17 protein-coding genes are annotated in these 15,697 nt (G+C 49.2%); 4 read left to right on the top strand and 13 right to left on the bottom strand.

The window, feature by feature from the left end; all coding sequences use genetic code 11:
• Positions 1–6: 6 nt before the first annotated feature.
• The 4 genes from AC4E8B_RS04285 to AC4E8B_RS04270 all read right to left on the bottom strand — a co-directional run bounded on the left by AC4E8B_RS04285 (position 7) and on the right by AC4E8B_RS04270 (position 3,979).
• Positions 7–852, bottom strand: coding sequence for a DNA-3-methyladenine glycosylase family protein (locus AC4E8B_RS04285; protein WP_490217235.1), 846 nt, complete (start codon positions 850–852; stop codon positions 7–9).
• Between the two features lie 113 nt (positions 853–965).
• Entirely contained in the window at positions 966–1,766 is an 801-nt protein-coding gene (gene pdaA, locus AC4E8B_RS04280; RefSeq protein ID WP_490217234.1) for a delta-lactam-biosynthetic de-N-acetylase, read from the bottom strand.
• 112 nt (positions 1,767–1,878) lie between these two features.
• Positions 1,879–3,417, bottom strand: coding sequence for a fumarate hydratase (locus AC4E8B_RS04275; protein WP_490217232.1), 1,539 nt, complete (start codon positions 3,415–3,417; stop codon positions 1,879–1,881).
• Between the two features lie 376 nt (positions 3,418–3,793).
• Positions 3,794–3,979, bottom strand: a complete 186-nt coding sequence (locus AC4E8B_RS04270) for an SE1561 family protein (RefSeq protein ID WP_490219497.1) — start codon at positions 3,977–3,979, stop codon at positions 3,794–3,796.
• A 179-nt stretch (positions 3,980–4,158) separates the two neighbouring features.
• Here AC4E8B_RS04270 and AC4E8B_RS04265 point away from each other — a divergent pair, with 179 nt between their 5' ends.
• Positions 4,159–4,668: a DUF421 domain-containing protein gene (locus AC4E8B_RS04265; protein ID WP_490219495.1), complete on the top strand. Its 510-nt coding sequence runs from the start codon at positions 4,159–4,161 to the stop codon at positions 4,666–4,668.
• Positions 4,669–4,707: 39 nt separating this feature from the next.
• On the opposite strand, the gene ggt is transcribed toward AC4E8B_RS04265, so the two are convergent.
• Positions 4,708–6,396 (bottom strand): gamma-glutamyltransferase, encoded by a 1,689-nt coding sequence (ggt, locus tag AC4E8B_RS04260; protein WP_490217231.1) that lies wholly within the window; start codon positions 6,394–6,396, stop codon positions 4,708–4,710.
• Positions 6,397–6,573: 177 nt separating this feature from the next.
• Positions 6,574–7,440 carry a hypothetical protein gene (locus tag AC4E8B_RS04255; protein WP_490217230.1) on the bottom strand — a complete coding sequence of 289 codons (867 nt, stop codon included), beginning with the start codon at positions 7,438–7,440 and terminating at the stop codon, positions 6,574–6,576.
• A gap of 155 nt (positions 7,441–7,595) precedes the next feature.
• On the opposite strand from AC4E8B_RS04255, the gene yfkAB reads away from it, so the two are divergent.
• Entirely contained in the window at positions 7,596–8,711 is a 1,116-nt protein-coding gene (gene yfkAB / locus AC4E8B_RS04250; RefSeq protein WP_490217228.1) for a radical SAM/CxCxxxxC motif protein YfkAB, read from the top strand.
• A gap of 67 nt (positions 8,712–8,778) precedes the next feature.
• Positions 8,779–9,081 carry a DUF6199 family natural product biosynthesis protein gene (locus AC4E8B_RS04245; protein WP_490217226.1) on the top strand — a complete coding sequence of 101 codons (303 nt, stop codon included), beginning with the start codon at positions 8,779–8,781 and terminating at the stop codon, positions 9,079–9,081.
• 43 nt (positions 9,082–9,124) lie between these two features.
• Here the strand turns inward: AC4E8B_RS04245 and AC4E8B_RS04240 are convergent, their stop codons facing one another.
• The 3 genes from AC4E8B_RS04240 to AC4E8B_RS04230 all read right to left on the bottom strand — a co-directional run bounded on the left by AC4E8B_RS04240 (position 9,125) and on the right by AC4E8B_RS04230 (position 11,540).
• Positions 9,125–9,484 carry a hypothetical protein gene (locus AC4E8B_RS04240; RefSeq protein ID WP_490217225.1) on the bottom strand — a complete coding sequence of 120 codons (360 nt, stop codon included), beginning with the start codon at positions 9,482–9,484 and terminating at the stop codon, positions 9,125–9,127.
• 120 nt (positions 9,485–9,604) lie between these two features.
• A complete protein-coding gene (locus AC4E8B_RS04235; protein ID WP_490217224.1) occupies positions 9,605–10,357 on the bottom strand; it encodes a 2-phosphosulfolactate phosphatase in 753 nt (250 codons plus the stop codon).
• A 169-nt stretch (positions 10,358–10,526) separates the two neighbouring features.
• The gene (locus tag AC4E8B_RS04230; RefSeq protein WP_490217223.1) at positions 10,527–11,540 is read right to left on the bottom strand and encodes an NAD(P)-dependent alcohol dehydrogenase; all 1,014 of its coding nucleotides are present in this window, start codon (positions 11,538–11,540) and stop codon (positions 10,527–10,529) included.
• Between the two features lie 165 nt (positions 11,541–11,705).
• Here AC4E8B_RS04230 and AC4E8B_RS04225 point away from each other — a divergent pair, with 165 nt between their 5' ends.
• Positions 11,706–12,161, top strand: a complete 456-nt coding sequence (locus AC4E8B_RS04225; RefSeq protein WP_490217222.1) for an AraC family transcriptional regulator — start codon at positions 11,706–11,708, stop codon at positions 12,159–12,161.
• A gap of 166 nt (positions 12,162–12,327) precedes the next feature.
• Here the strand turns inward: AC4E8B_RS04225 and AC4E8B_RS04220 are convergent, their stop codons facing one another.
• From AC4E8B_RS04220 to AC4E8B_RS04205, 4 genes are all read right to left on the bottom strand, one after another.
• Entirely contained in the window at positions 12,328–12,813 is a 486-nt protein-coding gene (locus AC4E8B_RS04220; RefSeq protein WP_490217221.1) for a GNAT family N-acetyltransferase, read from the bottom strand.
• A gap of 162 nt (positions 12,814–12,975) precedes the next feature.
• The gene (locus AC4E8B_RS04215) at positions 12,976–13,953 is read right to left on the bottom strand and encodes a ring-cleaving dioxygenase (RefSeq protein WP_490219494.1); all 978 of its coding nucleotides are present in this window, start codon (positions 13,951–13,953) and stop codon (positions 12,976–12,978) included.
• Between the two features lie 157 nt (positions 13,954–14,110).
• Positions 14,111–14,935, bottom strand: a complete 825-nt coding sequence (locus AC4E8B_RS04210; protein ID WP_490217220.1) for a YfkD family protein — start codon at positions 14,933–14,935, stop codon at positions 14,111–14,113.
• A gap of 65 nt (positions 14,936–15,000) precedes the next feature.
• Positions 15,001–15,612, bottom strand: a complete 612-nt coding sequence (locus AC4E8B_RS04205) for a YczE/YyaS/YitT family protein (protein ID WP_490217218.1) — start codon at positions 15,610–15,612, stop codon at positions 15,001–15,003.
• Positions 15,613–15,697: the final 85 nt, after the last annotated feature.

Raw genomic sequence — 15,697 nt, 5'->3', positions numbered from 1 at the left:
CTCCATTTATTCAATACTTCTCCAGAGATACAGGGAAGCATAGGTTAGATAAGGATCCCACCCCAGCATATATTCGTCCATCTGCTCGTGGGTCGGTTTTGCTTCAAGCTTGTATAATTTCTTCAGGGCATTTTGCAGCCCGATATCTGCCTTCGGGAAAAGATTCTGGCGGCCAAGTCCGAACATCAGGAAGTTCTGGACCGTCCATGGGCCGATGCCGCGGATTTTGATGAGCTTTTTCATGACCATTTCATCACTCTCTTCGGCCAGCTCCTCGAGATTCAATCTTCCCTCGGTGATTTCTTTTGAAAGGCCAATAGCGTACTCGGCCTTCCTGCCGCTGAACTGGAGCTCGCGGAGCTGTTCCACCGTCAGGGCAGCCACTGTTTCAGGGCGCGGATAGAACCAGACGCCGTCTTTTTGGAATCCGAATGCCTCGACAAACCGCTTTGTCAGTGTGAAGGCAAATGACAGGTTGAGCTGCTGGTGGATGATGCATTTCAGCAGGCAGCCATACGGATCGAAATCCAGCACGACCGGGGTGCCGTAATGCTCGTCAAAAATCGCCTTCAGCTCTGTCCCCTGGAAATGGGTATGGATATCCTCAAGCGGGATATGCCATTGAAAGATCTGCGCCAGGCGCTCTTCCGCTTTTTCTTTATGTTTTCCCTCTATGCCGTTTATGATGAATTCGGGATGCTCAGTGGTTCCCGTCGCTGTCACCTCGGCAGCGACCGGTTCATTTTCAATCATCAAAGGAACCTTCACGCTCCGCTTATCCTTGTCGACAGCATGAAGCGGATCAAGCGATAGCCTGTCCAATACAAGATCAAAGTTATAAGGTCCTTTCATTTGAAAAATAGCCAACTCTCATCCATCCCTTGTGTTTTTACCCTTATTATAACACTTGGGATTATGCTGCTCCCAAGAAACAAGCCCAAATCCGTTGCGATTTGGGCAGGTGTCTAGTACAGCATATCATGTTCGAACGCTTTATTCATCTCCAATTGATCAAGGCTTTTAAACGTATAGCCCCTTTTCTTCAGATCCTGGATCGCTTTTTCCAGTGCATCGGCATTGTCCTTTGAGACGGTATGCAGCAGGAGGATGCAGCCGGGGTGGATCTGCTTCATGATGTTGTTATAGGAATATTCCCAGCCCTTTTGTGCGTCCCTATGCCAGTCGACGAAGGCAAGCGACCAGAATACATGGGTATAGCCCTGCTTTTTCGCAAGGTCGAGTGTGCGCTCGCTGAAAACCCCGCGCGGCGGCCTCAGATACGCCATTTGCTTGATGCCTGTCAGCTCCTCCGTCTTTGCTCGGACCATCTCCAGCTCCTTCTCCAGCTTCTCATCGCTGATCCGTGTCATATCCGGGTGGTGCCAGGAGTGGTTGCCGACAATATGGCCTTCCTTTGCCATCCGCTTGACGAGGTCCGGGGCGCTGTTCAAATAATGGCCTGTCACGAAAAAGGCGGCCGGCACCTGTTCTTTTTTCAAAACATTAAGGACCTTCTCCGTATAGCCATTTTCATAGCCGTTATCGAATGTCAGGTAAATATCCTTCTTCCCCGTATCGCCTTTATAATAAGACCCGTACCGCTCCAGCAGATCATCGAGCGGCTTGCCCGCCTCGGCCGGCACTTCATCCTTTGCCTTCTGGAAGCCCCAGTGGATCGGTGAATTGGCGGTCCCTGCGTGGGCAGCACAAGCACTTCCGGCAAAAAAAAGCACAATGGCCATCGCAAGCTGTCTCCAATATCTCATCCCATTTCCTCCTTCAAACCTTTTAGGTTTAGTGTTTGTGAAAATGGGCGGGAGCATTCTGTCAAACATTAGAAAAAGCGGGAAGCACCTGGCTCCCCGCTTTCTTTTCTTATTAGTAAACCCGTTCTTTGAATTGGGACAGTTTTTCGAGTGAAGACTTATCCACATCCTGGTGGAGGCTGTTGCCGTGTGAATCCATCGTTACAACGGCTGTGAAGCCTTCAACCTTCAGATGCCACATCGCTTCCGGAATGCCGAATTCCATCAGGTCGACGCCTTCGACTTTTTTGATGCAGTCTGCATAATACTGGGCTGCGCCGCCGATGGCGTTCAGGTAAACGCCGCCATGCTCCTGGAGGGCTGCCAAAGTCTTCGGCCCCATTCCGCCTTTGCCGATCACGGCGCGGATGCCGAATTTTTTCATAATATCGCCCTGGTAAGGCTCCTCGCGGATGCTTGTCGTCGGACCTGCCGCTTTGACATGCCATTCGCCTGCATCGTCCTTCATCATAACCGGACCGCAGTGGTAGATCACCTGGCCATTGAGGTCGATCGGTGCATCATGGTCCATCAGATGGTGATGGATCGCGTCACGGCCTGTGTACATCATGCCGTTGATCTGCACCACATCGCCGACATTAAGGGCGCGGATCTGCTCTTCCGTGATCGGCGCCTGCAGCGTGACCACTTGCTGAGCAGCTTCTTCTACAGCAGCCGCTGTTTCAAGCTCTGCTTCTGTCGGAGCGAAATCGATTTTCTCGCCTTCCTGGTACATCCACTCATTGATTTCGCCTGTTGCAGGAGAAATGCTGATGCCCAGACGGCGGAATGCCCAGCAGTTGTAAGCTACTGACACAAAGAAGCTGGCCGGGATGCGGTTCATGACACCGATTTTGCAGCCGAGCAGCGTTGTTTCGCCGCCAAAGCCCATTGTGCCGATGCCAAGCTTGTTGGCATTTTCAAGTACATATTCCTCAACCTTCTGCAGGTCTGGATGCGGGTTCACATCATCCACGGAACGGAACAGCTGCTCTTTGGCAAGGTCATAACCTGAAGAGCGGTCGCCGCCGATGCCGACGCCGATGAAGCCGGCGCTGCAGCCCTGTCCCTGTGCCTGGTACACAGAATGCAGGATGCACTTGCGGATGCCGTCCAAATCGCGGCCCGCGCGGCCCAGTCCATCCAGCTCGCAAGGAAGGCTGTACTGGATATTTTTATTTTCACAGCCGCCGCCCTTTAAAATTAGGCGCGCGTCGATATAATTCTTCTCCCATTGCTCAAACTTGATGACCGGCGTGCCGGCGCCAAGATTGTCGCCGCTGTTGTCCCCTGTCAGTGAATCCACAGAGTTCGGACGCAGCTTTCCGTTTTTCGTTGCAAGGGCAATCGCGTTCTTGATCGCTTCCTTGATTTCAAGCTGGTTCACACCGACCGGCGTCTTGATTTTGAAAGTCGGCAATCCTGTATCCTGGCAGATCGGCGATACATTATCGTCCGCCATCTTAATATTATTCGTAATCGTCGCAAGGCTCATCGCCGAACGCGTGCCGGCACTCTCGCGCTCCTTGGCACTCTTGATCGCGCGGCGCACATCCTTCGGCAGGTTCGTAGAAGTCTCCACAATCAACTGGTACATGCTTTCCTGTAACATTTCGAAATTCACAGCAAGATCCCCTTCCCTTTCGTTCCCCTCAAAAATCTTCTGTTTTTTGTACGAATTTTCACGATTTTATTATACTCCTATCCTTTGGTGATTTAAAGGGGGAGGTGAAATCGGTTACAGAAGGTGGAATGATGGGCGGCGGGGTGTGGTTACTGGGGGATATTTGCGAGTTGGTGGTGGAACTTTGCGGGATTTTCGTTTTATTTGCGACTTCCGGGATATATTTGCGGGTTTCAGTTTTTATTTGCGACCCCAAACATACGGCCGCCTTCAAGCTTCCATTTGCGACCAGCCATCCCACAGCCGCCCCCAGCCCCACTTCCCGGCAAAAAGCAAAAAGAGCCCTCAAAATCAGGGCTCCCTCCTACTCTTCACGGTTATTGAATTCGCGGCATTTAGTTTCCAGCTCATCGATCATCTCGATCAAGCGGTCTATGTCTTCAAGCTCTGTGTCTTCTGGATCTATCGCATCCAGGACATCCATGAACATATTTAAGCGGTGCTTCAGGAATGTTACCTGCTGGTTTTTATCTTGTATGGGACTGCCCAAAGCAATCTCTCCTTTCATACCGGCGCCTGTCACATGCACCCGAAATGCTCTTTTTACTTTAACGGAAATATCGATTTTTCGCAAATGCTGACGATTTTTAGTATCTCCCAAACTTTTCGGATGTTTCACCGGCAGGCTGGGAGGAAAAAGGTTATTAAAAGACTGCTGGGAGGTATATGATGTTTTTTAACAGCTGGGATAATATATACAGAACCGTGATTGTCGGGATATGCAGCTATCTTCTGCTGATTCTTGTGCTCCGTGTGTCAGGGAAGCGGACACTGTCGAAGATGAATGCCTTTGACCTGATTGTAACGGTCGCGCTCGGTTCGACGCTCGCCACGATCCTCTTGAATAAAAAAGTGGCATTGGCCGAAGGATTCGTTGCTTTCTGCGTCCTCATCGGGCTTCAATATATCGTGGCATGGACCTCTGTCCATTCCAAAACCGTAAGCAAGCTGATCAAATCAGATCCGACGCTTTTGTACTATAATGGCAGCTATCTGCAGGGTGAAATGAAGAAAGAGCGCATCCTTGAAGTAGAAATCCTCCAGGCGGCAAGAAGCCAGGGCCTTTCCTCGCTTGAAAAAGCAGAAGCAGTTGTCCTTGAGACCGACGGATCAATTTCGGTTATTAAGAAATCGGATGCAGAAGGATCATCCACTCTGCAGAACATCAGTAAAAAATAAAAGCAAACAGGCTGCCGGGGATGGCAGCCTGTTTCTTTATTATTCCAGCCCGACTGCTTTTCCTTCGCGGCTCGAGTCGGCCGCACCGTAAAGCTTGCCTGCTTTTCTATCGATTTGGATGGCCTGGACATTGCCGATCCGGCTCGGCTTGTCCCCGAATTCATAGCCGCGGGACTCCATTTCTCCCTTTGCTTCCATATCGATCCCCGGCTCCCATTCGATCAGCGGGCCGGTGCTCGCAAAGATGCGCGGCTCTTCAATGGCGTCCTTCAGATCCATTTCAAAGTCGATCACATTGACAATCGTCTGGAAAACCGAGCCGATGATCGTCGGACCGCCCGGTGATCCGAGGGTAAGGACCGGTTCATCGTCCTTGAAAAGGATGGTCGGGCTTTTGCAGCTGACCGGACGCTTTTCAGGCTCTACTTCATTGATGCCGCCAGGATTGGCATCAAAATCAGTCAGTTCATTATTCAGCATAAAGCCATGGTCCGGGACGAAGATGCCTGATCCGAAAGGATGTTCAACCGTCGAAGTGACAGCAGCAATATTGCCCCATTGATCACGGACGGTAAAGTGCGTGGTTTCACTTTTTTCCAAATCGTCAGGCTGGCGGATGACCTTATTCGGCTCACCTTCATCATATTTCCAAGGATTGCCGAAGTCGACCGCGTCATTTCTTCTTTCAAAATTGAAGAGCTTCTGGCGCTCTTTAATATAGTCATCATGCAGAAGGCCCTTGATCGGCATTGCCGCGAATTCCGGATCGGTGTTGAAAGCAATTTTGTCGGTAAATGCAATCCTCATCGCTTCTGTGAACAGATAATATTTTTCCCAGGACTTCGACCCATATTGTTTGAGGTCGAATTTTTCAAGAAGCTTTAAAATTTGGATGACTGTGAGGCCGCCGGCACTTGGAGGTGCAGAAGAAGCAATCTTATAGCCGCGGTATTCGCCCCAGACCGGCTCATCGACCGTCACGCGGTAATTTTTCAAATCATCAAGTGTCATAAAGCCGTCAAGATCATCCAGCGCCCCTATGATGGCCTCGGCAATCTCTCCTTCATAAAAGGCCTCGACGCCTTTTTCCTGCAGAATCCTGAACGTGTTGGCCAGCTTCTTTTTCACAAGAATGTCGCCTTCCTTCAGGGCTTTTCCTTCAGGCATGAAGAAATCCTTTGCATGCTCGCCGAGACGGTAGTGGAAGTTCTCGAGCGCTTCCGCCAGCACCCAGTTGACCTCGATTCCTTCTTCCGCGATTTCGATCGCCGGCTGGATCAGGTCGGCCAGCTTCATGGTTCCATGTGCTTTGAGGGCCTCATCCATCGCTTTCAGGATGCCGGGCACCCCGACCGCTGTGGCATGTGTGCTCCGTTCACGGAACGGGATGACCTCGTCATTTTCATCGAGGAACATTTTCGGATGTGCAGCTTTCGGCGCTCTTGTGTGGCCGTCGTAAATTTTGGTATCCTTCTTCTCATTATCATAGACCATCATGAAGCCGCTGCCGCCGATCCCTGTCATCATCGGCTCAACGACATTGAGGGCAAATTGGATGGCGATGACCGCGTCGACCGCATTTCCGCCTTCTTTCAAAATTCTTTCGCCGATGTCGGCTGCCACATTATGCGGTGCTGCCACCATCGCTTTCGTCCCTTCTGCACTCTCCCTTTCATTCGAGATTTTTTCATCTTCCGCTGTCATATTTTTTCCTTTGCGAAACATCATATATATTCCTCCAGTATTATGGATATCTGCTTGTTCAGTAGTACCAATCAATACCCCTTCTTTTCAGGACTGAAACGATGATAGGAAGCAAAAGCATTTCCAGCATGCCCAGAAATTGTCTGGCCGCACAAAAGGGCAGCACCCGGAATGGATGCCGCCCCCTGATGGATGGTTATATTAAAGGTTTTTGCTGTTCTTTTGTGTAGATGGAGTCGCAGTCGCTGTGCTCTTGCTGGAATCACTTGAGAATGCAGTAGTTCCATTTGAGCTTGAAGTGTTTGACTTGCTGCTGTTAGTGCTGCTGTTTGAAGATGAAGATGAGCTGTCAGAGCTGTTTGACGAGCTTGAGCTATCTGATGAGCCTGAACCGCCCACTGGGGTTTCAACCAGTTCAGAGCCGGCATCCTTTACCTTGCTGCCGATATCCATCAGATCGTCCTTTGCGTCCATGAGACCGCTTTTCGCGTCTTGGAAGTTAGACTTCGCATCACCTGACATGCCCTTAAACTCATTCACTTTTCCGAATACGTCATTATTAACGCGCTCGTACAGTTTTTGGGCATCGCTGATCGCTTCTTTCAAAGTCGATGATGCAGACTTGAATTGGCTGATCATATTATCCTTGGCTTCGCCTGGATTCTCCTTGACTTCATTGAACATTTTCACAGAAGAATCCTTCAGGTCAGTCGCAGTGCCCATCACCTTGTTGCGCGTTGAAGTGTCGAGCAGGGCAAGGGCGCCGCCGACGATTCCTCCAAGCACAATCCCTTTCAGGAGCTTGCTGTTGTCATTCGTCGTTGAACCATAGTGGCTGCTTGAACTTGAATATTCGGATTTCATGGCTGGAGAATCAGGGCTGATGCCTGAAGAATCAGAGCTTATGCCTGAAGAATCAGAAGTCATCGTTGTAGAACCTGTGTTGTAAGATGTAGTTGTGCCTGTGCTTGTCATTGTGCCTGCACTTCCAGTTCCAGGCACAGATACACCTGCGCCGGTTCCCGTATTTTCAGAATTCGTATTGGTATTATCAAATTGCTGTGCCATCTTGCATTCCTCCTCTTAATTTATGCTATCATTACTAGGTTATTTCCCGAAAAGATAGAATCATAAACTATCAATTGCAAAGGAACGCAAAAAATCATTGACATGTGCCTCACAGCATAGTAATGGTTAATGACTTTTTTAGAAGGAGTTTAATCATGATTATTGAAAAAACAAAGATTTCACCAAAGCATGATCCATGGGAAGCTTATATGGATATGGAACAATATAACAAGCTGACATTAACCAATATTGAATTTACGACGACCGTGCTCTGCAATATGAGATGCGAGCATTGCGCCGTCGGATATACACTGCAGCCCAAGGACCCGGATGCCCTGCCCCTCCCGCTGCTTCTGAAGCGCCTTGAGGAAATTCCTGCCCTCCGCTCGATCAGCATCACAGGCGGTGAACCGATGCTTTCAAAAAAATCGGTGGAGAATTATGTGCTGCCGCTTCTCAAATATGCATCCGAGCGCGGCGTCCGCACCCAGATCAACAGCAATCTGACGCTTGATATGGACAGGTATGAGCGCATTGCCCCTTATCTTGATGTGCTGCATATTTCCCATAACTGGGGAACAGAAGAAGATTTCATCGAAGGCGGATTCGCGATGATGGAAAGAAAGCCGACAAGAGAGCAGCGCGTGCGGCTTTTCCACCGGATGATCGAAAACAGCCGCGCTTTGGTGGATGCAGGTGTGATGGTGTCTGCGGAAACCATGCTCAATAAACGGACCCTGCCATATCTGGAAAGCATACATAAGCAGATTACAGAGGAAATGAAGTGCCAGAGGCATGAAATTCACCCTATGTACCCATCAGATTTTGCTTCATCACTGGAAACTCTGAATCTAGATGAAATAAGGAAGGCAATCCACCACCTTCTTGATGTGAGGAATGAAAACACCTGGATGCTGTTCGGCACCCTGCCTTTTTATCCGTGCAGCACCAGCGACGAAGATCTGGAGCTCTTGAAGCGTTTGTACGCAAGCAAAAATGTCACTGTCCGCAATGACCCGGACGGCCGATCACGCCTCAACGTCAATATTTTTACAGGCGATGTGATCGTAACCGACTTCGGCGACACCCCGGCGCTCGGCAACATCCAGACCGATGCCCTGCCTGATATTTTCAACAGCTGGCAGGAAACAAAGCTCGCAGGCGAACTCAACTGCCACTGCCCGGCGGTCAAATGCCTCGGCCCGAATGTGCTGGTCAAGAACAGCTATTATGGGGATGTTGATTTTCAGAAAAACACCTCGCGGATTTAAACGGTTTTGTGAAACTTTTCCAGAATGCCTGCCGTATGAATAGTAAGACATACTTGGGAGGCCTCTTATGGCTGATGCATATCTGCTAATTGTTTTCATGATTCCTGTTTATGCTCTGCTGCTGTGGACTTATTTTAACCCTGAGGAGAGTATGCTCTGGGGGAAGCGATGGATGTATAATGAAGAACCTGAAGTTTCCGAGGCGGCAATCCGCTATACTAAATTCTCTTCATTGTTTATGATGATTGCATTGCCCGTTTTTATATTGCTCATGACACTGGATATCGGCCCTTTCCGATTGGGTGTGGTAATTCTTCCGGTCATTTTTATCATTGGGGCCTTACGGATTTATACAGATGAAAAGGAATGAAAAAAGCTCAGAGCGCCGTGTTCTGGGCTTTTTTTGTGGAGTATCAAACCTTCGTTTCGATAAACTCTACCTTACATCTGCCTCTAGTATCAGCACCTATCAGGTTAATGCCGTGAAGGCGGTTTGAAGCTGCTGCTGTAAAAGTCTCCTTCCCTCTCTCATGGAATGTCTTCCTCCAAATAATCTCTCTTCCATCATTCCATTCAATCGTCAGTTCTCCCTCTTCAACCACTGCCTCGCAGGAGATCGTAAGCTCGGCTCCCTTTTTGAAAGTGAAATTATAAAAATCTGAACCGGTAAAGGTTTTGTAGGACACACTTACACCATTGCCTGACTTTTTGTAGGTGTAGCCCCATTTCTTTGTTGTTTCGAGTTTGATGTATTTCTTCAGCCATTTTAGCACCCGATTTCCAGCCTTCCTTTTATGCAGCAGCTGCTGCAGCTCTTTGGGGTTATTTTAACCGAAGCAGTCATAGGGGTCTAGAATTCCAGCCGCCTGTCCCATTTCGCTTTTTATATCCCGTTACGGTAAAGAAACAAAATGATTTCCTCTTAGAATAGGGGCAGTATCCATAGCATCCAGCCTGCTGCAGTGGCCCACATCCTCTTCAAACCCGCGTGCACGGAGTTCCCTGCCGCTCCCGCAATCCCATATATATTCTGCGAGCTTAGGCTGAGCGCTTTGGAAGGCGCCCTCACAAACCGCTGCCTCCGGTGATTTTTCACCTTTGAGGCAGGACAGGATGGCGCCGGCCCCCAGATAATCCTCGACAGCTGGACGAAGAGTATCTTCCTGCTCCAGAGCACCGGCCCATTTTTCTCCACACGGAATGATCGTGATTCCGGCGCCAAGCTGCTTTTGCAGAATGTTAGCCGCAGCAGCAACGGCTGACCTATTGAGAAGGCAGCCTGCCAGCACGGCCGGCGCCTTTGAGCCAAGCCAGGTGCAATAGGCCCCATTCAGTGAGATCAGCACATATTTTTTTCCTGCATGCTCTTTATTAAAAGAAACAGGAGACAAAGTCGGCTTCCCCAGCTTCGCCGCTTCCGCCCTCCCAAAGATATACTCAGCTCCCAGACTTTCCGCATATTTCTGCCCATCCAGATGGGGAGGAAACGGATATATTTCCGCACCAGCAGCCGCTGCTGAAACAACAGCCGATGAAAATGAAAGAACATCGACTACAATGATAATATCTCCCCGGGCAGCAGCCTCACGCGCGCCCCGCTTTCCCCATTCCACCCGGCACTGATAAGGAGATTGATCAAATAGCATATCGTCACCCACTCTTCTTTTTTATAGGATCCTATATGCCTAATTTTAGAGAAGAGAGAAATAATATATAGACTTATAATTGGGAAAATTTTATAATGATGATTGAGTTCTGCGTGAAAAACCCCTTTCTTTTTTAGAGAGGGGTTTCTTGTTTCCAGCATATTCTTCCTTAATCAAAGCTAGCCGCATCAGGCCCTGCCCTCTCTTCGTCCCGGCTCACTACCACCGACACATTCCCCTTCTTATGACCGCCATCAACATACCGATGGGCATCAACTATTTCATCTAACCTATAGCTTCGGTCAATTTTCACCTTAAGCGTTCCCGCTTCCGCCATTTCTCCCAAATAGTCTAAGGCTTCAGCTGTTTCCGGCGCATTGCGGCTCAGCAGGATTTTCGTGCCGCCCTTCCATTTAGCCCACAGCATTTGCGCGCTGGGGAGCGGCTCTGTGACATTGATATAGGTGCCGCCCTTTTTCAGCCACTTCATGCAATCTTTAAAAGAACTTTTGTTCACTGCTTCGAAGATGAGATCATAGGCACCGTCCGCCACTGGGAGGTTCCCTGAACGATAATCCAGGACCCTGCCGGCCCCAAGAGATTTTACCCACTCAAGATTATGACCGCTGCAGACACCATCAACCTCTGCCCCCAAATGTCTGGCAATCTGTACGGCATAGCTGCCGACACTGCCGGAAGCCCCGTACACCAATATCTTCTCGCCCTTCCGGACATTGGCTCTCTGCAGAAAATACAAAGCTGTCCTTGCGCCAATCGGAATGGCGGCGGCTTCTTCAAACGTGAGGTTGTCAGGTTTGATTGACACAGGCCCGTCCTCCCGGAGGCAAATATATTCAGCATAAGCGCCGAAATCCTCCAGTGAAGCGGCAAAAACCAAATCGCCTGCCTTAAATTTCTTTACATTCCTCCCGACTGCTTCCACTTCCCCGGCAAGCTCCGCTCCCAATATCGCTTTCTTCGGCTGCCGGAGTCCAAGGGCAAGGCGCGCGGGCAGCACCACAGAGCGGGGTACTGTAAAGCTCCGCGCCCGGATATCCGCTGCTGTGACCGTTGTGGCCATGATCTTGATCAGGATCTCATGTTCTTTTGGGACTGGCTTTTCCATTTCTTTCAGCTGAAGGACTTCTGGAGGACCGTACTTTTTATATACAATTGCCTTCATATCTCCACCTCTGATTCTTTAGTCCGTAATATATACGGACTTTCCGGCAAAAATAGACCTTCAGCCCGGCTCTATCCCAATGATGACCTGATTTTTAAAAATAGCTGTGATTATTTTTTTATATCATGCTAGCATCAGAGTACAGGAAAGAGAGGAGAATGTAAGATGGATTTCAAAACTGAAACTGTGCCTGAATACCGATTAGCCTATGTACGCCAGACTGGACCTTATGGGCCTGCCAACCAGCATGTGATGGAGGAATTGAAACTGTGGGCAAAAGAAAAAATCCTGCTGGACGAATCCGCCATCATACTCGGCATTTCCCATGATCATCCGCAGACAACACCAGCTGAAAGCTGCCGGTATGACGCCTGCATTGTCATACCCGAGGAATTTGAAATGGACGCATCATTGGGTGAAGGTAAGTTCCCTGGCGGAGAATATGCTGTATTCCAGGTACAGCATACAGAAGAAGAGATTCAGAAACTCTGGGCAGAAATCCTTCCAGCCCTCCATAGCCTCGGATTCCAGCTCGATAACAGGCCGGCTTTTGAAAGGTATACCGGTATCATGCTATCGAATCATCAGTGCGAGGTATGCCTTCCGATTAAAGAGCTGTAGCTTGGAAAGGACGGGAATTCCTCCCGTCCCGGTTCTTCTATGTAGAAACAGCCATCTTTTGCTCACGATACAGCCATTGGGCCGCATCCCGGAGATCTTCAGCAATAATGAACAGTGTCATCCCCGCCGATTGTTCCATCCCGGTCGAGAAATACTGCCTCTATCCTCACTCCCCGTTCCCACCCTTCTCATACCGCGAATGGCTGTCTGTCACACCCTTCAGCACAAACCCGATTTTTTGATAATAATGGTTCAGCTTCTCATTATCACCCACACAGTCGAGCCTCAGCGGTGTACCGCTGTACTTCCTGCAGATCCAGCTGACTGCTTTTTTCCCAAGTCCATTGCCCATGCTGTCTGGATGGACTGCAAGTCTGTGCAGATACACGGCTCCGTCTGCTTCTTTGTCCCAAATATGCCGGTCCCAGCCTGATGGCCCCTCATAGAGGGTGAAGGTCGCCTTCACTTTGCCTTTATCGCATATCACATAAGTTTCGCGGTCAAGAATCGCCTGCTTGATTTCTCCATCTTCACCGCCGTTGAGCAGAAAGTTCCACTGCAGGATGCTTTGATCATTCAGCCACTGGGCTGCCCCTTTCAAAACCCTGAATACTGCCTCAGTATCGTCTGTATTCGCTAATCTGATTTCCATCTTCACCAGCTCCTTTGATAGATTAATATTTCTATAGGAACACGCCATTTTCCTTTTTTAGGAAAGTGTTTTTTCGACAGAAAAAGTTGGGAAAAAAATTTCGGATTTTGTACCTGGCACCTATAAAAAAAAGAGCCTCCCCGCCAAGGAAGGCTCCACCTGTTATTCTTTCGTAAAGTCAATCGTGCTTCTGACTGTATCGATCGGCCTGACAAGGTTTTCGATCTGCTCGCGCTTGTTTTCAAGGAATGGCGGCAATGACAGCTTTTCGCCCAGTGTTTCATATGGCTCGTCGCCCATGAAGCCTGGCCCGTCTGTGGCAAATTCGAACAGAATCTGCGGTGCGACCCGTGCATAAAGCGACTGGAAGAAAAAGCGGTCAACAAAGCCGGAAGTCTGGAAGCCGAATTGCGGCAGGCGCTCGGTCCATTCATCCAGTACAGCCCGGTCCTCGACGCGGAAAGCGGCATGATGCACGGTTCCGAAGCCCTGGACAGCCTGCGGCAGGACAGCATTATGCTCCACAACGACCTGGGCGCCGTTTCCGCCTTCCCCGACCTCAAACAGATGGAACGCGCCCTCCTGTCCGATTTCCTTGAAAAGCAGCACTTTTTCCATCATTTCTTTAAAATAATCAAAGTTCGCAATGCGGACAAAAATCGGCCCGAGACCGGTGATCGCATGCTCCAATGGAATCGGCCCCTTCTGCCAGGGTGTGCCGGAAGCGACACCAGAATTATGTTCGTCAGAAATCAGCTGATATTGCTGGTCATCAAAGTCAGCGAATGACAGTATTTTTTTCCCAAATTGCTCTTTTATGCCTGTATGCTTTACATCAAGACGGTCAAAGCGCTCTGCCCAGTATGTTAGGGCTGCGTCGTTTGGCACCCGGAAGGATGTTTTCGAAATTTCATTGGTGCCGTGCCTTCCTTTAGGAATGCCGGGGAAATCAAAAAACGTCATATCTGTTCCCGGACTGCCTTTGTCGTCAGCAAAAAACAGATGGTAAGTCTGGATATCATCCTGATTGACGGTTTTCTTGACCAGGCGCATCCCCAGTACAAAGGTGAAAAACTCATAATTTTTTTCCGCGCTGCTCGTAATCGCTGTTACATGGTGTATGCCTTTTAAATGGTTCATCATGGACCTCCATAGTTAAGACTTTTTATCCATACCCGCCCAAGGGTTAAATTTATCTCGAATTCAAGATAATTTTATTATAAAGTACTGCCTCCCCTGTATGCAAGGAATGACTCTTTCTATAGAAAAAGCACCGGCTGCAATAGCCGGCGCAAGATTAACGCGGTCGTTCTGATGCCATGAACCCGAAGGAGATATGGTCCTGGACAGGAATCCAGGCGCCGATTCCCTGAGAGGTCACATTCTTGATGACCAGGAATCTTTTGCTTCCCTTCAGCATCAGGTATACCTCTCCATAAGTCACTTTACCCTTCTCATTGACGGCAGGTGCATAGCCGTAAAGATAGCCGAGGCGCTTTGGCGGGATATTATAAACCTGATCCTTTTTCGTACCGGCCCCGATTACTGTTTCGAATGCGAGCGGCAGCTTTGATTTTTCCATCGCCTTCAACAGCATCATATTTTGGACATCCTGTGCTTTCGGGACTTTGGCTGTCAGCGCCCCCCTTACGACCTTCTGGGCTTCCTGGACGTAATGGATCTGGTATGGCGCTTTGCCGCCCCTGTTATCGAAATAATTGGTGTTGATTTTCTGATATTCCCAGTTTGGCGCCGTTTCTGTGCTTTCGTAATTGAGCGGCCACTGCCCAAGATAGACGATGGCCCTGTAGCCGAATGCAAACGGTGTGCTATTGACAGAAGACTCGTTCAGCATCCTGATCAGGTCCGGATTTTCAATCTTGATTTTGGACGTATCAAGCAGCGACTGTGTCAGCTCGCTCGGCTGCAGGGTCGGCTGGTCCTGCACCGGGTTCGGATACGTGTTTTCCTTGGTGACATTCAGGACTGAACTGGGAATCGGAATGCTCAGCTGCTGCTGCTTCTGCTCGGCCTTGTCCTGCTTTTTCTCTGCTCCGGCATCGGGCAAAAAAGAAAGCATGGCAAGAAGAGTTATGATTAGAACGGATACATACTTTCTCATGATGTGGAACTCCTTTCATATGATTGTATCTGTTCTTAGTTTTTTCGGAGTTCCCATGATTTATCCTAAGTGCCGGAAAATCTTTTTAGCAGCTGCTGGCAATAAGGAAAGAATAATTGGATGAACGGCCCGATCAGGACAGCGATGACAATGGTTCCTGCACCTACAGGACCATGGAAAAGCATGGCCAAAAGCAGCGCTCCCGCTTCCCCGATTGTCTTCGCCATCATCATACTCACCCCGAACCGCTCTTTGATGGCCATCATAAAATGGTCGATCGGGTTAAGGGGAAACTCTGCCTGCAAGTAAAGAGCTGCACCTAATCCGATAAGGGCAAGCCCCGTGATCAGCGCGGCGATTTGAAAATAGACATTCAGTATGTACATGCCGGAAAATACACGCAATATCCAGAAGTCCACCATGAAGCCGATAAGGCATACTGTCAAGAGCGCGAAATAATCAGGCCTGGTTTTTAAAAGCCAGGAATTGACCACCATCAGGATGATGCCGATGATGATGACCCAGCTCCCGATCGTGAGCCCGGCCGTCCTCGAAAGCCCGGCATTCAGCGCATCCCAAGGCCCTGCCCCGAGATTGGATAGAATTGAGACACAAATGCCCAATGTCAAAATCACCAGGCCTCCACCATAAAAAATAATCCTTACAAGCAGTTTCATATTCACTCCCCCAACTGTTACACAATTGTAAAAATCTGAATATTTACATTTTTATAAAAATAGTCTATAATTACCTTAACAACAG

Source organism: Bacillus sp. SRL543, assembly GCF_984799205.1.
This window is presented reverse-complemented; position numbering and strand designations above follow the sequence as displayed.

What these genes read in the sequence shown, in the direction of transcription:
- AC4E8B_RS04205 (WP_490217218.1), bottom strand. Translation starts at nt 15,612, where the DNA reads ATGAAACTGCTTGTAAGGATTATTTTTTATGGTGGAGGCCTGGTGATT.
- AC4E8B_RS04285 (WP_490217235.1), bottom strand. Translation starts at nt 852, where the DNA reads ATGAAAGGACCTTATAACTTTGATCTTGTATTGGACAGGCTATCGCTT.
- yfkAB (WP_490217228.1), top strand. Translation starts at nt 7,596, where the DNA reads ATGATTATTGAAAAAACAAAGATTTCACCAAAGCATGATCCATGGGAA.
- pdaA (WP_490217234.1), bottom strand. Translation starts at nt 1,766, where the DNA reads ATGAGATATTGGAGACAGCTTGCGATGGCCATTGTGCTTTTTTTTGCC.
- ggt (WP_490217231.1), bottom strand. Translation starts at nt 6,396, where the DNA reads ATGATGTTTCGCAAAGGAAAAAATATGACAGCGGAAGATGAAAAAATC.
- AC4E8B_RS04220 (WP_490217221.1), bottom strand. Translation starts at nt 12,813, where the DNA reads ATGGAAATCAGATTAGCGAATACAGACGATACTGAGGCAGTATTCAGG.
- AC4E8B_RS04275 (WP_490217232.1), bottom strand. Translation starts at nt 3,417, where the DNA reads ATGTTACAGGAAAGCATGTACCAGTTGATTGTGGAGACTTCTACGAAC.
- AC4E8B_RS04215 (WP_490219494.1), bottom strand. Translation starts at nt 13,953, where the DNA reads ATGAACCATTTAAAAGGCATACACCATGTAACAGCGATTACGAGCAGC.
- AC4E8B_RS04265 (WP_490219495.1), top strand. Translation starts at nt 4,159, where the DNA reads ATGTTTTTTAACAGCTGGGATAATATATACAGAACCGTGATTGTCGGG.
- AC4E8B_RS04230 (WP_490217223.1), bottom strand. Translation starts at nt 11,540, where the DNA reads ATGAAGGCAATTGTATATAAAAAGTACGGTCCTCCAGAAGTCCTTCAG.
- AC4E8B_RS04235 (WP_490217224.1), bottom strand. Translation starts at nt 10,357, where the DNA reads ATGCTATTTGATCAATCTCCTTATCAGTGCCGGGTGGAATGGGGAAAG.
- AC4E8B_RS04225 (WP_490217222.1), top strand. Translation starts at nt 11,706, where the DNA reads ATGGATTTCAAAACTGAAACTGTGCCTGAATACCGATTAGCCTATGTA.
- AC4E8B_RS04210 (WP_490217220.1), bottom strand. Translation starts at nt 14,935, where the DNA reads ATGAGAAAGTATGTATCCGTTCTAATCATAACTCTTCTTGCCATGCTT.
- AC4E8B_RS04245 (WP_490217226.1), top strand. Translation starts at nt 8,779, where the DNA reads ATGGCTGATGCATATCTGCTAATTGTTTTCATGATTCCTGTTTATGCT.
- AC4E8B_RS04255 (WP_490217230.1), bottom strand. Translation starts at nt 7,440, where the DNA reads ATGGCACAGCAATTTGATAATACCAATACGAATTCTGAAAATACGGGA.